This is a genomic window from Aliiglaciecola aliphaticivorans (assembly GCF_054782055.1).
Map to the genome: position 1 here is coordinate 36112 of NZ_BAAGTF010000014.1, position 12912 is coordinate 49023.

The 12912-nt window shown below is 42.3% G+C and carries 12 protein-coding genes; 8 read left to right on the forward strand and 4 right to left on the reverse strand.

All coding sequences use genetic code 11. The features are described from left to right. Positions 1 to 20: 20 nt before the first annotated feature. On the reverse strand, positions 21 to 2180 hold the full coding sequence (gene fadB / locus ACYVIL_RS07770) for a fatty acid oxidation complex subunit alpha FadB (protein WP_460312102.1): 2160 nt from the start codon (positions 2178 to 2180) through the stop codon (positions 21 to 23). A gap of 349 nt (positions 2181 to 2529) precedes the next feature. Here fadB and ACYVIL_RS07775 point away from each other — a divergent pair, with 349 nt between their 5' ends. After that, positions 2530 to 4455, forward strand: coding sequence for a lytic transglycosylase domain-containing protein (locus ACYVIL_RS07775; protein WP_460312103.1), 1926 nt, complete (start codon positions 2530 to 2532; stop codon positions 4453 to 4455). A gap of 119 nt (positions 4456 to 4574) precedes the next feature. Next, complete coding sequence (pepQ, locus tag ACYVIL_RS07780) at positions 4575 to 5894, forward strand: Xaa-Pro dipeptidase (protein WP_303471436.1); 1320 nt, start codon at positions 4575 to 4577, stop codon at positions 5892 to 5894. Positions 5895 to 5934: 40 nt separating this feature from the next. Here pepQ and ispB read toward each other — a convergent pair whose 3' ends face one another. Then, positions 5935 to 6906 carry an octaprenyl diphosphate synthase gene (gene ispB / locus ACYVIL_RS07785; RefSeq protein WP_303471435.1) on the reverse strand — a complete coding sequence of 324 codons (972 nt, stop codon included), beginning with the start codon at positions 6904 to 6906 and terminating at the stop codon, positions 5935 to 5937. A 224-nt stretch (positions 6907 to 7130) separates the two neighbouring features. On the opposite strand from ispB, the gene rplU reads away from it, so the two are divergent. The 6 genes from rplU to ACYVIL_RS07815 all read left to right on the forward strand — a co-directional run bounded on the left by rplU (position 7131) and on the right by ACYVIL_RS07815 (position 11687). Next, positions 7131 to 7442, forward strand: a complete 312-nt coding sequence (gene rplU, locus ACYVIL_RS07790; RefSeq protein ID WP_303471432.1) for a 50S ribosomal protein L21 — start codon at positions 7131 to 7133, stop codon at positions 7440 to 7442. Between the two features lie 15 nt (positions 7443 to 7457). After that, positions 7458 to 7715 (forward strand): 50S ribosomal protein L27, encoded by a 258-nt coding sequence (gene rpmA, locus ACYVIL_RS07795; protein ID WP_216049065.1) that lies wholly within the window; start codon positions 7458 to 7460, stop codon positions 7713 to 7715. A 119-nt stretch (positions 7716 to 7834) separates the two neighbouring features. Then, the gene (gene cgtA, locus ACYVIL_RS07800) at positions 7835 to 9004 is read left to right on the forward strand and encodes an Obg family GTPase CgtA (RefSeq protein WP_303471428.1); all 1170 of its coding nucleotides are present in this window, start codon (positions 7835 to 7837) and stop codon (positions 9002 to 9004) included. A 317-nt stretch (positions 9005 to 9321) separates the two neighbouring features. Further along, entirely contained in the window at positions 9322 to 9816 is a 495-nt protein-coding gene (gene folA, locus ACYVIL_RS07805; protein ID WP_460312104.1) for a type 3 dihydrofolate reductase, read from the forward strand. Positions 9817 to 9947: 131 nt separating this feature from the next. After that, positions 9948 to 10514 (forward strand): elongation factor P-like protein EfpL, encoded by a 567-nt coding sequence (gene efpL, locus ACYVIL_RS07810; protein ID WP_303471426.1) that lies wholly within the window; start codon positions 9948 to 9950, stop codon positions 10512 to 10514. Between the two features lie 72 nt (positions 10515 to 10586). Continuing rightward, entirely contained in the window at positions 10587 to 11687 is a 1101-nt protein-coding gene (locus ACYVIL_RS07815; protein WP_460312105.1) for a hypothetical protein, read from the forward strand. Between the two features lie 42 nt (positions 11688 to 11729). On the opposite strand, the gene ACYVIL_RS07820 is transcribed toward ACYVIL_RS07815, so the two are convergent. Further along, positions 11730 to 12305: a TetR/AcrR family transcriptional regulator gene (locus tag ACYVIL_RS07820; RefSeq protein ID WP_303471424.1), complete on the reverse strand. Its 576-nt coding sequence runs from the start codon at positions 12303 to 12305 to the stop codon at positions 11730 to 11732. 88 nt (positions 12306 to 12393) lie between these two features. Next, positions 12394 to 12912 carry a hypothetical protein gene (locus ACYVIL_RS07825; RefSeq protein ID WP_460312106.1) on the reverse strand — a complete coding sequence of 173 codons (519 nt, stop codon included), beginning with the start codon at positions 12910 to 12912 and terminating at the stop codon, positions 12394 to 12396.

Below are 12912 nucleotides of genomic sequence, written 5' to 3' on the forward strand. Positions count from 1 at the left end.
TTAAGTCTCCTTGGGTCTGTTTAGGCTGAAAGTTGAAAATAAGATTTACCAGAAGCGGCCATTTCGCGGACGCCATCTGTAATTTGGTAAATCGGTCCTAAATGCGCATATTTATCCGCCAAGGCTACAAAATTACTCAATCCCATTGTTTCAATGTAGCGGAACACACCCCCTCTAAACGGTGGGAAGCCCAAGCCGTATAGTAATGCCATATCCACTTCAGCTGCACTGCCTACAATACCTTCCTCTAAACAACGAATCATTTCATTTGCCATAGGGATCATTAAGCGTGCAATGATTTCGTCTTTATCAAACTCTTTAGTGTCTGCACAAATAGGCTTGATTAACTCATAGGCTTCCGGTGCAGGTGTTTTGCTTGGACGACCGCGTTTATCCACACCAAAATTATAGAAACCTTTACCGTTTTTCTGGCCAAGTCGTTCGGCTTTGTACATAACAGTAACCGGATCATCGCCAATTTTTTGCATGCGCTCTGGAATGCCGTCGGACATCACACTTGAAGCGTGGTCTGCGGTATCCATACCAACAACATCTAACAAGTATGCTGGACCCATGGGCCAACCGAAGATTTTTTCCATCACTTTATCTACTGCAACAAAATCTGCGCCATCTAGCACGATTTTGCTGAAGCCAGCAAAGTAAGGGAATAAAACACGATTGACTAAGAAGCCCGGGCAGTCATTAACCACTATGGGGGTTTTTCCCATTTTTAAGGTAGCAGCCACCACTGTATTAATGGTTTCTTCAGAGGTTTTTTCACCACGAATAATTTCCACCAACGGCATCTTATGCACAGGATTAAAGAAATGCATGCCACAGAAGCGCTCTGGCTTGTCTAAGCTTTTAGCCAATTGATTGATGGAAATAGTTGAAGTGTTAGAACAGATGATCGCGTCATCCGCTACCGCTTGCTCTGTTTCTTTCAACACAATGCCTTTGACTTTCGGGTTCTCCACTACCGCCTCTATGACTAAATCAGCGTCTTTAATCGCAGAGTATTCCAGAGTGGGGACGATATTGTTTAATGTAGAAGCCATTTTTGCAGCATCCACTTTGCCACGTTGCATGCCTTTACCTAAGATCTTGGCTGCTTCATTTAAACCCAGATCAAGAGCTGGTTGGGCAATGTCTTTCATAACAACAGGTGTGCCTTTTACTGCTGACTGGTAAGCAATGCCACCACCCATAATACCTGCGCCTAAAACAGCTGTTTGCTTGATTTCTTTGCTAGAAGCTTTCGCCTGCTTTTTGCCTTTGCTTTTGACCAGCTGATCTGCGAGGAAAATCCCCACTTGAGCTTTTGCTTCGTCAGATTTTGCTAGCTGAGTAAAACCTTCATTTTCAAGTTTCAATGCACCTTCACGGTCAAGGCCTGCCGCTTTAGCAACGGTATCAACCATCAAGTGTGGTGCTGGGTAATGCTTTCCTGCTTGAGCTGCGACCATGGCTTTGGCGGTTGAGAAACTCATCATGGCTTCATTCTTACCCAGGGTCAGGGGAGCTTTCTTTTGCGCCCGACGAGCTTGCCAGTCAAATTTTCCAGCAATTGCGTCTAATAAGATACTTTTACCGGCTTCAATTAAGTGTTCTGGGGCAACTACACTATCAACAGCCCCTTCTGCTAAAGCTTTCGCTGCTTTTCTGTTACGTCCTGTTGTCATCCATTCAAGGGCATTATCTGAGCCAATCAGCCTTGGAAGACGAACTGTGCCACCAAAACCAGGCATCAAACCTAATTTCACCTCTGGTAAGCCTATGCTTGCAGTCGTGTCGGCAACACGTAGGTCACAAACCAACGTCATTTCACAGCCACCACCTAAAGCGAAGCCGTTTATTGCTGCTACTGTGGGAAAAGGTAAGTCTTCGAATCGATCGAACACTTGTGAAGTTTGAGCGACCCAATCGAGGATTTTTTCTTGGGGCATATCAAAAAGACCTGTAAATTCGGTGATGTCTGCGCCAACAATAAAAGTAGACTTGGCAGAACGAACTAGCAGACCTTGAATGTTACCATTGCTGGCTAGTGCTTGGGTTGCTTGGTCTAATTCACTGACGGTTTGCTGGTCAAATTTATTCACGGAACCTTGTGCATCAAACACGAGTTCAGCGAGACCGTTGTCCAGTAATTTCGCACAAAGGCTTTTGCCTTCAAAAATCATCGTTATCTCCTTCAGTTTAAGGCAGAATAAATGGCATTCATCAAGTAAACTAAAAATCTAAAATACTCTGAGCCATGTTGTAGGGTTATTTATTTTAATCTGGTTTTAATTATTGGTTATTCACATATAAAGGTGTAATTTTTTGCACTAAAGCAGTAAATTGTTGTCGAGAGTATAATTACTCTCAGCTTTAGACGGCTTATAATAACATGTGGTCGGATGTCCATTATTCAATTTATTTATGTATTAATATTTTCTGAACGAAATGACTTAGTGGATACGCTATTCAGATATTTTATTATTCGGAGTTATGACAGCTTTTATGAACTATTTTTTCCGGAACGCTTTTGTGGTGCTGACAATTTTGTGCAGCTTCAGCACCCGCTTACACGGGCAACCCTTAGAAATAGCCCGTGAAGATGCTTTAGCCCATCAACGGAATGTCTACAAAGCGCTAGAAAATATGGTTGCTAAGCCCAATTCACCGGAATATCGACGTTTAAGAGAGCAGTTGAAAGGTTATCCGCTAGAGCCTTACATTGAGCAGAAAACCCTCAAGGCTCACCCTTATCTTGCCAATCAACAAAAAATAAAATCTTTTTTAGCTCAGCATGAAGGCTCGCCGTTAGGACGTTCTCTTCGCTATGCATGGCTAACTTATTTAAAAAAGAAAGATTATGCTGATTTATTCATGGAGTATTTTCGGCCGACTTCCAACGTTGAGCTCACCTGCCAATACTTAACTTATCGGCTGCAAGACCCTCTAAATCGAGAAAGTGTATTCGAGAAAGTATCGCAACTTTGGGTAGTAGGTAAGTCGCAGCCAAACGAATGCGATAAGGTATTTGAAGCATGGACACAGGCGGGCTTCAGAACTAACGATAAAGTCTTAAAACGGGTTGCTTTGGCTGGTAATGGTGGTAGCCACACCCTTATCCCTTATTTAAAAACCTTATTGCCGAGGGAGCAACAATATTTAGCTGACTTATGGTTGCGGGTGCGTCGTTCACCGAATTACGTGAGTAATCTATCTAAATTTCCAAACAAGAATCCAACATTAGAGTTGGACATTATTCAGTATGGCCTAGGACGTCTGATATGGCGTGATGAAGAATTGGCGATTAAAACCTGGCAATCCGTATTGAGCAAGTTCAATGTTGAGCAACGTCGGCAATATGATGTTGCTGGCAAGTTTGCAGTGGCATTAGCTATTTCTGAACATGATAAAGCCGATGAATGGCTGGAGAAAGCCAGCCATGAAAATGCTGAAGAGCAATTATTTCGCTGGCATTTAGCCCATGTACTAAAAAGTGGTAACTGGCAACATGCATTGGAAGTGATTGAACAGATGCCTGAAAAAAACCGCGCGGAATTGAGCGCTCGATATTGGCAGGCCCGTGCCTTGGAGCAAATGCAGGCCATTGATAGTGCTAATCAAAATTACCAGTGGTTGGCGAAACAACGACATTACTATGGCTTTTTGGCCAGTGGTAAGCTGGCCAAAACGCCGCACATCATCGACCGCCCGCTGGAGTTTGATCAACAAACCCTCAATACTGTTGCCAATATGGATGCAGCCAAGCGAGCTTACGAGTTTCTTCAGTTACAGCGGTTTACCTCGGCAAGGCGAGAGTGGTTTCATTTACAATCACAACTTAATCAGCAGCAAAAATTAGTGTCAGCGGTTTTGGCTGATAGCTGGGGGTGGCACGATCGCGCAATTTATGGCTTTTCCAACACGGGCTATCTAGATGATATCAAACGGCGCTTTCCAATGGCCTATCGCGAAGAGTTAGTGAACCAATCTGAGGCGAATCAAGTTGATCCTGCTTGGGCTTTCGCTGTTGCCCGCAGAGAGAGTTCGTTTATGTCGGATGCCAATTCTAGTGCAGGTGCCAAAGGATTAATGCAATTGTTGCCGGGGACGGCTCGTTATTTGGCGAAAAAACAGATCAAAACAAATGTGCTTTTTGATCCGAATATTAATGCTGGATACGGTACTCAGTATTTGCGCTATCTAATGGATAAAATGGACAATAATCCCGTGTTGGCAACAGCATCATACAACGCTGGTTGGCGTCGGGTGCAAAAATGGATACCCAAAGATCGCAGTTTGCCAATAGATGTTTGGATTGAAACCATACCTTATAAAGAAACCCGTAATTATGTAAAAGCAGTACTTGCCTACCAGCAAATATATGCCATGCAATTGGGTAAAGATTCTCCACTTTTTAATGAGTTAGCAACTATGCAGTTGGGCGGAGAAACCTTATAAATGGCTCAATTGATTTACAGCAAAAGGATTAACTTTCAGTGCCTTTATTGACCCCTTCCCATTGGTATATGTTAATCTAGCGCCATTCTGTTTAATCCAAATGAAGTCATATAATTACTATGCAAACATTTTCTGATTTATATCCAAGCCACATAATTGAAATGCAAAAGCGCACTAAAGAAGCCTTGCTGCGTGAGGGCATTGATGGCTTGATTATCCATTCCGGTCAAAGCAAACGGATGTTTTTGGATGATAATCACTACCCATTTCATGTAAACCCACAATTTAAAGCCTGGTTGCCGATCATTGATAATCCCAATTGTTGGTTGGTTGTAAATGGCATCGATAAACCCAAGTTAATATTTTATAGGCCTAAAGATTTTTGGCATACAGTTCCACCAGAGCCGACTGATTTTTGGGCGACTGAATTTGATATTGTATTTTTGACTCAAGCCGATGCGGTGGAAAAACACCTTCCCTACGACAAGAAAAACTATGCCTACATTGGTGAATACTTGGAGGTTGCTACTGCTCTTGGTTTCGAAATGGTCAACCCTGACAGAGTGTTGCATTATTTACATTACTATCGCGCGTATAAAACCGACTATGAATTGTTATGTATGCGCGAAGCAAATCAACTGGCGATTAAAGGACATTTGGCTGCTGAACAGGCTTTTCGCAGTGGCATGTCTGAGTTTAATATTAATCAAGCCTATTTAAAGGCGGTGAAACAAAGTGACAATCAAGTTCCTTATAACAATATAGTTGCACTTAATGAAAATGCGGCAATATTGCATTACATGGAGCAAGACACCAGTGCGCCTACTAAATTTCGCTCTTTTTTAATTGATGCGGGTGCAAGTTTTCACGGTTATGCTGCGGATATTACACGTACCTATAGCCATCAAGACGGTCGTTTCGCTGAATTAGTGACAGCAATGGATGAGGTCACTCTCAAACTGGTCGACCTACTGAAGCCTGGCGTGGCTTATACTGAAGTGCATTTAGCTGCACATAGGTATATTGCTGAGCTGTTGAATCGCTTTAATATTGTTAACTTGTCGGCACAAGATATAGTGCTAAATGGCATAACAAAAACATTTTTCCCCCATGGTATTGGTCACTTTTTAGGACTACAAGTACATGATGTTGCCGGACATGTGGCAGATGATCGGGGTACACCTAATCCGCCACCGAAAGAGCATCCGTTCTTGCGTACTACGCGCATTATTGAATCGAGACAAGTGTTTACAATAGAGCCTGGGTTATATTTTATTGATAGTTTATTAGCGGACTTGCGAGCCACTGAACAGTCAAAATACCTAAACTGGGATGTGATTGATGCTTTTAGACCTTATGGCGGCATCCGTATTGAAGACAATATTATTGTGCATCGCGATCGCAATGAAAATATGACCAGAGAAATGGGCTTGAATTAGTCGCTAACGATTCAGCGACTGCTAGAACAGTCGCCGCTGTTTAAGCGGCGCGTTCCACAGAGATATGGGCCAGCCCAATCAGTGCTTGCTTGTAATCTGAGTCAGGTAAAGGTGCAAGAGCGTCAATGGCTTGTTTCGACGCTTCCTGTGCTTTTTGTTTGGTGTAGACCAATGAACCCGTTTGTTCCATTGCCGCTAATATTTCGTCTAAGCTTTCCATACCGTTATTGAGCTCAATGGCTTCTTTGATCAGCGCTGATTGTGCTTCATTTCCATTCCACATGGCATATAGCAGTGGCAATGTGGGTTTGCCTTCAGCCAGATCATCGCCAACATTTTTACCCATTTCATCACTGTCTGCAGCATAATCAAGAATATCATCAACCAACTGAAATGCGGTTCCTAGATAGCGTCCATAATCTTGCATTGCTTGCTCTATCTCGGGACTTTGGTCAGTGATCACTGCGGCTAATAAAGTAGCAGCTTCAAACAGCCGTGCGGTTTTGCTGTAAATTACCTCCATATAATTTTCTTCTGATGTCTCGGGATCATTGCAATTCATTAATTGCATAACTTCGCCTTCAGCGATGACGTTGGTTGCCGATGAAAGAATTTCCATTACTCTCATCCGTTTTAAGTCGACCATCATTTGAAATGATCGCGTATACAAAAAATCACCCACTAAAACACTGGCTTGATTGCCAAAAACCGCGTTGGCAGTCTCTTTTCCACGACGCATGGTCGACTCATCGACAACGTCGTCATGTAATAAAGTGGCAGTATGTATAAATTCAATAATGGCTGCTAGTGTATGATGTTGTTGGTTTTCAATTCCTAAAGCGCGGGCTGCAAGCACAGTTAATAGTGGGCGTATTCTTTTCCCGCCGCTATTAACAATGTAGAATCCCAGCTGATTGATCAGGGCTACATCTGAATTCACTTGAGCCTGGATTAAGGCGTTAACAGCTTGCATGTCAGGATCGGCAAGACGGTGTATGTTATTTAAGTCCATTGTAAGTCAATTGGCTCATTTTTTTGGTCTGTTAATATGCGTGCAATTCTACATAAATACACAAATCTATCTAGTCAAGTAACCGAATATTATGGGGGTTCACAGAAAAAGGCGATCTTTTCCCAAAATAATTAAGAATTAGGCTTGCTACGATAGCTCAGTTCACGTACAATTCGCGCCCTGTTTTTGAATTGTAGCGCCGTGGGCGCAGAGCGGAGTTAAATATGTACGCGGTTTTCCAAAGTGGTGGTAAACAACACCGTGTGGCCGAAGGCCAAACCGTTCGTCTAGAGAAGATCGAAGTTGCACCGGGTGAAGCGGTTGAGTTCGATAATGTCTTGATGGTTAGTAATGGTGAAGATGTAAAAATTGGTATGCCTTATGTTGATGGCGGCAAAGTAACTGCAGAAGTAGTTTCTCATGGCCGTGGTGACAAAATTAAAATTGTCAAATTCCGTCGTCGTAAGCATTCTCGTAAGACCCAAGGTCATCGTCAGTGGTTCACAGAAGTGAAAATCACTGGCATAAACGCTTAATAGGAGTACGAACTAATGGCACATAAAAAGGCGGGTGGTAGTACTAATAACGGTCGTGACTCAGAAAGTAAACGTTTAGGTGTTAAGCGTTTCGGTGGCGAGTCTGTATTAGCTGGTAATATCATTGTTCGTCAGCGTGGAACACGTTTCCACCCTGGAGATAATATGGGTATCGGCAAAGACCACACTCTTTTCGCATTGTCTGATGGCAAAGTGGAGTTTGGTGTTAAAGGTCCTAAGAACCGTAAATATGTAAGCATCGTTGCTGAGTAAGACGAGCTAACACATAAATCAAAAAAACCCCGCTCTTGCGGGGTTTTTTATTGCTAGAGAAAAAAGTAGAGGCGGAGTAATATATTACTTAGCCTGTGAATGCTTAATTGAGGTGTGAGATGAAATTTGTAGATGAAGCTGAAATACGTGTTGAAGCTGGAGACGGCGGCAATGGCGTTATCGGTTTTCGCCGCGAAAAATACGTTCCTAGGGGAGGCCCCGATGGTGGTGATGGCGGTGATGGCGGCAGCGTTTATCTGGTCGCAGATGAAAATCTTAACACCTTGATCGATTTTCGCTTTGAACGGTTTCACCGCGCTGAGCGCGGTAAGAACGGTCAAGGCAGTGATTGTACCGGCCGTGCAGGAGCAGATTTAGAGCTCAAAGTGCCCGTTGGTACCCGAGCAACTGATAAAGATACGGGTGAGGCCCTTGGGGATCTCACCAAGCATGGTATGCGCTTGAAGGTGGCTCAAGGTGGATTCCATGGCCTTGGTAATGCGCGATTTAAAAGTAGTACCAACCGTGCTCCAAGACAGAAGTCCAACGGCTCTCCAGGTGAGATTCGGTGGTTAAGTTTAGAATTAATGTTGCTTGCTGATGTGGGCTTATTGGGGTTACCTAATGCAGGTAAATCCACATTTATTCGTTCAGTATCTTCTGCAAAACCCAAAGTTGCCGACTATCCCTTTACTACCCTAGTACCTAACTTAGGCGTAGTAAGACAAGACGCCCAACGTAGTTTTGTGATCGCTGATATACCTGGTTTAATTGAAGGTGCCGCTGATGGCGCTGGATTAGGCATACGCTTTTTGAAACATCTCGAGCGCTGCCGCATTCTATTGCATTTGATCGATTTAATGCCTGCGGATCAATCGGATCCTGTGGAGAATGCTAAAGCGATTATTGGTGAGCTTGAAAAATACAGTCCCAAATTAGCCGAGAAACCGCGCTGGTTGGTTTTCAATAAGATTGATTTGCTACTTGAAGATGAAGCTAAAGAAATCTGCGATAACATCATTGAAGCCTTAGAATGGGACGGTCCAAGTTTCCAAATTTCTGCCTTCCAGAAGAAAAATACCGATGAACTGTGTCGTGAAGTGATGAATTACTTAGATACATTACCAAATGAAATGGACGCCTTGGAAGAATCTAAGGAAGAAGTTGACTTCAAATGGGATGCTTATCATAGTCAGACGCAACAAGATGACCACCTTGAAGACGATGATGATGACTTTGATGACGACGACGATGATTACGATGTGGAAGTGGTTTATACCCGAGAGTAGTGTTTAATCGTTAACGCTAGCGAGCCTACATCTTACGCCTGAACAAGTTTCAGGCGTTTTTGTATCATAATATACTGTCTTAAAATGGTGATCCCCTGATAGACCAGAACATGCGTATCACTATTTAAACTCGGCAACCTGAGTAGTGCTTTGTGGCAGACATTTTCACGATTAAAAGTGTTAATATGCTGAATAATCCAAAATAACCGTTACCACTGTGTATTTGAAAGTCGATATTTTAAAAAACCTTTAAATTTTCGGTCAATTGCTCTAATTCATTTTCTAAAATTAATCCTATTTTAAGGCTGAATGCTTATATGTTGATATCAATGATCGCCGCCATGGCAAAAAATCGAGTAATAGGGGCGGATAACGCTATGCCTTGGCATCTCCCCGCAGACTTAGGTCACTTCAAACGCACGACTTTGGGTAAGCCCGTTGTAATGGGAAGGAAAACCTACGAGTCTATCGGAAAAGCGCTCCCGGGTAGATTAAACATCGTTATTAGTCGTGACCCTGATTATCAGCTGGGTGATGCTAAGGTTGTGGCTAGTTGTGAGCAGGCCGTTAGTGCTGCAGGTGAGGTAGATGAACTTATGGTGATTGGTGGCGGCACTATCTACAATTATTTTTTACCTTTATGTCAGCGCTTGTATCTAACTGAAATAGCGTTAGAAGTAGAGGGCGACACCTATTTCCCAGACTACAACAAGTCTGCTAAATGGGAGTTGGTTGATACTGAATCACATCTTGCAGATGAGAAAAATAAGTATAATTATCAATTTCTCACTTTGAATCGTATTGAAGGTTAAATAAAACATTATGGGCGTGCAAAATAAACCTCAGTAACGTCAAAACTAGGGAATTTAGCGCGCTAATTGCTTCTGTGTTTTTACGCTTCGTGGTACTTTATTAACACGCAATTTTTAAGTTGAGCAAAACAATGCCAAAAGCTAGTGAAGTAAAAAAGAACGCAGCCATTGAACACAATGGTAAAGTTTACCTTGTAAAAGATATCAACAAACTCACTCCCAGTGGCCGTGCGGGTGCGAGTCTTTACCGAATGCGTTTGTATGAGGTCTCGACAGGGGCAAAGGCGGACGAAAGTTTTAAAGCAGATGAGATCATCAATACTGCTGAGTTTTTCCGTCGTAAAGTGATGTTCTCTTACGTTGACGGTACCGAATACGTCTTTATGGACAATGAAGATTACACCCCGTTTTCGTTGGATAAAGAGACTATTGCTGATGAATTACTGTTTTTCACCGAAGAAACCGAAGGTTTACAGATACTAATTGTTGACGGTAAGCCCGTAGGTATAGAGTTACCCCCGTCTGTGGAGCTTGTTATTACTGAAACTGATCCTTCAATTAAAGGCGCGTCAGCCAGTGCTAGAACCAAGCCTGCAACGCTCTCAACCGGTCTCGTCGTTCAGGTGCCAGAATACATTGCCTCAGGTGAGAAAATTAAGATCAATACCGCCGAGCAAAAATTCACTAGTCGTGCCTAACTTTGGTTTGGTAATCGTTTTAATTAGATGAATACCTTTAGCAAAATAACCTTACTCATATGTGGGGTTATTTTGTCTGTGTATTTAATTCAACTTTCACTATTTAATCAAGGAAAGCACAAGGACGATTCGACTCAATCCCCTACACCTAAATTGTCTGATACAGCGACACCCCCGAAAACACCATCTGTGCTATTTAATCAAACTCCAAGTTTTGACGGCGAGGGTGAAAATGATGCAGACTCAAATGGATCAGAACCTGAGGCAATACAAGACTACATCGTAGAATGTGATTTAGGTCAAATTACTGACTATGCAGAATTGAGCAACTCAGAAGTCTTTGCCACCTTTGAGACCTCCCCCTCGATGGACAAACAGTTGGCTTATGCATTTTTCTCTGATGTATCTGAACAAAACACACGATTAGACAAGTTATTATCCTTTAACCAGACTTTCCCCGGCAACCCATTGGCCTTGGAGCAGCTGTTAGGATTGTGTACAGAAGTGAAAAGTCATCAGGGCTGCAACCAACAATTAGTCGATCAGGCGATATCTGCTGGCGGCGATAATGGTGGGATGTGGTTTGCCATAGCCAACTTTTATGCCAGTAGAAATGCCACAGATTTGGTTAAAAATTCCCTTCGTCAAGTCAATACATCGCCACTATTTAAAGAGAGCTTTGCTGAGTATATTCGACTCTATACTGACAGTTTACAAGGCCGTCCAAATGAGAACTTTACCCAAAATGCCCTTTCTGCTTTTGCTGCTGCAGCTTCACAGCCCAGCTTTTATAATATTATCTCTAGGTTGTGCACGGAAAAGCCCAAACAGGACGAAGAGTTCTTGCAGCTTTGTTTATCTTTAGGGGAAACCATGGAACTTCAAGGTAAAACCAATATTACGCAAAATATTGGTATGGCTTATCAAGAGGTAGTTTATGAGCTTGAAGGGAATGATTTGGCTTTGGATGAACTGGCGCTAAGAAGAGAACAACACTTTGAAAATTCAATTGTTCTTTTTAATAAGGCAACGAATCTGGCGTTATTTGATCAGCGCTTATTTCGCAGTTGGTTAGATAACCTTAGTAATTTAGGTGAACAAGCAGCAGCTAATTTATTGGTTGAAGAAGCCATCGAACTGTCGAAAAACCGTTACTATAAACCTTGTTCTTAAGGGGTCTTTAGCTTTATTGGAAAATTAACTGTGAACTTGGTACTAGCCTTTTACAATCATCTGTGAGGCTTGTGCCTTGCAAGCCTCGAACTCATATTTAGTTTGCGACACTCGGGAAGACACTAAGCCTCCTTGCAGCAAAGCAAACACTAGCACAGCGAGTTCTTTGGGAGATTGACTACTAAGTGCAAATTCTCCTGAGTCTCTGCCGTTTTGAATGATCCTGATTAATGAATTCTGATGCAGATTATATAACTTTTGTACTTTTAATTTTGTCCCCTCGGGTACTGCATCCCAAGTGGCTGCAAAGCTAGCGGCAGGACACAGCTTTTGCGCAGCTTCAATATGTTTTTCAAACCAACTTAGATAAATCTTTAATTGAATTTGTGAGGGTTCATGTTGAATATCCAGCAAACTCTGCTGCAGCATCGTGGTTAATCGCTCAACGATGGCTTCGCCTAAATCTTCCTTAGTTTTGAAATGATAATAAACACTGCCTTTTTTAATGCCAATACCTGACGCGAGTGTTTGGAAGGAAACACTTGAAAATGATTTGGTTTGCAACAATTCTTGCGCCAGATTCAAAAGTGCAGTTTTAGTGGGATTTACGCTATTCATTTCCCTACCTTACGATAGGTTTTGAAAGGGTTCAACATTTCTTAAAAGTAAATATAGGCATGCAGAACCTTCTTTGTTGAAGTTGAAATTACCAACTATCTTTTCTTTCTTTGAGTAATGTGAATGTATAAATGTATCCATACACACCGGTAAAAAAGATACTGGGTGCAACGGTCAACCATAGATTAGGGGTGTGATTTAACCAATTCACCGTTATCGCAATACTGGCTTGAACCAGCAAAGGGAGAAGGGGAGCCAGAAGTGTTCCAGGTACAGCAGCGCCACTGGCTTTTTGCGCCGACAAATTTAATGCCGCATTAAAGGTCTTGAAAATGGCGATATTTTGAGTAGTTTTTGAATGTACTGTGTAGATAATGGGTACGACAAAGATTAAGGAAAAACTACTTTGACCAAATTTCTGTACGGACTTTTCCAATGCAAAAGTGAACATTAAGGTAATGGTTGCACTTAACGTGCCCTGAACCATAGCTGAGCGTAACACCAAGGCGGAATCCGTTGAAACCATATTGTTTGCCCAATATGTCCAAGCAAAATAAAATACAAAGGAAATAAGAGCGGATAGCACTAAACGTAATCTAGATGACAT

Bases quoted from the DNA above. Each gene is read 5' to 3' on its own strand.
- fadB (WP_460312102.1), bottom strand. From the start codon at position 2,180: ATGATTTTTGAAGGCAAAAGCCTTTGTGCGAAATTACTGGACAACGGT.
- pepQ (WP_303471436.1), top strand. From the start codon at position 4,575: ATGCAAACATTTTCTGATTTATATCCAAGCCACATAATTGAAATGCAA.
- ispB (WP_303471435.1), bottom strand. From the start codon at position 6,906: ATGGACTTAAATAACATACACCGTCTTGCCGATCCTGACATGCAAGCT.
- rplU (WP_303471432.1), top strand. From the start codon at position 7,131: ATGTACGCGGTTTTCCAAAGTGGTGGTAAACAACACCGTGTGGCCGAA.
- rpmA (WP_216049065.1), top strand. From the start codon at position 7,458: ATGGCACATAAAAAGGCGGGTGGTAGTACTAATAACGGTCGTGACTCA.
- cgtA (WP_303471428.1), top strand. From the start codon at position 7,835: ATGAAATTTGTAGATGAAGCTGAAATACGTGTTGAAGCTGGAGACGGC.
- folA (WP_460312104.1), top strand. From the start codon at position 9,322: ATGTTGATATCAATGATCGCCGCCATGGCAAAAAATCGAGTAATAGGG.
- efpL (WP_303471426.1), top strand. From the start codon at position 9,948: ATGCCAAAAGCTAGTGAAGTAAAAAAGAACGCAGCCATTGAACACAAT.
- ACYVIL_RS07820 (WP_303471424.1), bottom strand. From the start codon at position 12,305: ATGAATAGCGTAAATCCCACTAAAACTGCACTTTTGAATCTGGCGCAA.
- ACYVIL_RS07825 (WP_460312106.1), bottom strand. From the start codon at position 12,912: ATGTCATCTAGATTACGTTTAGTGCTATCCGCTCTTATTTCCTTTGTA.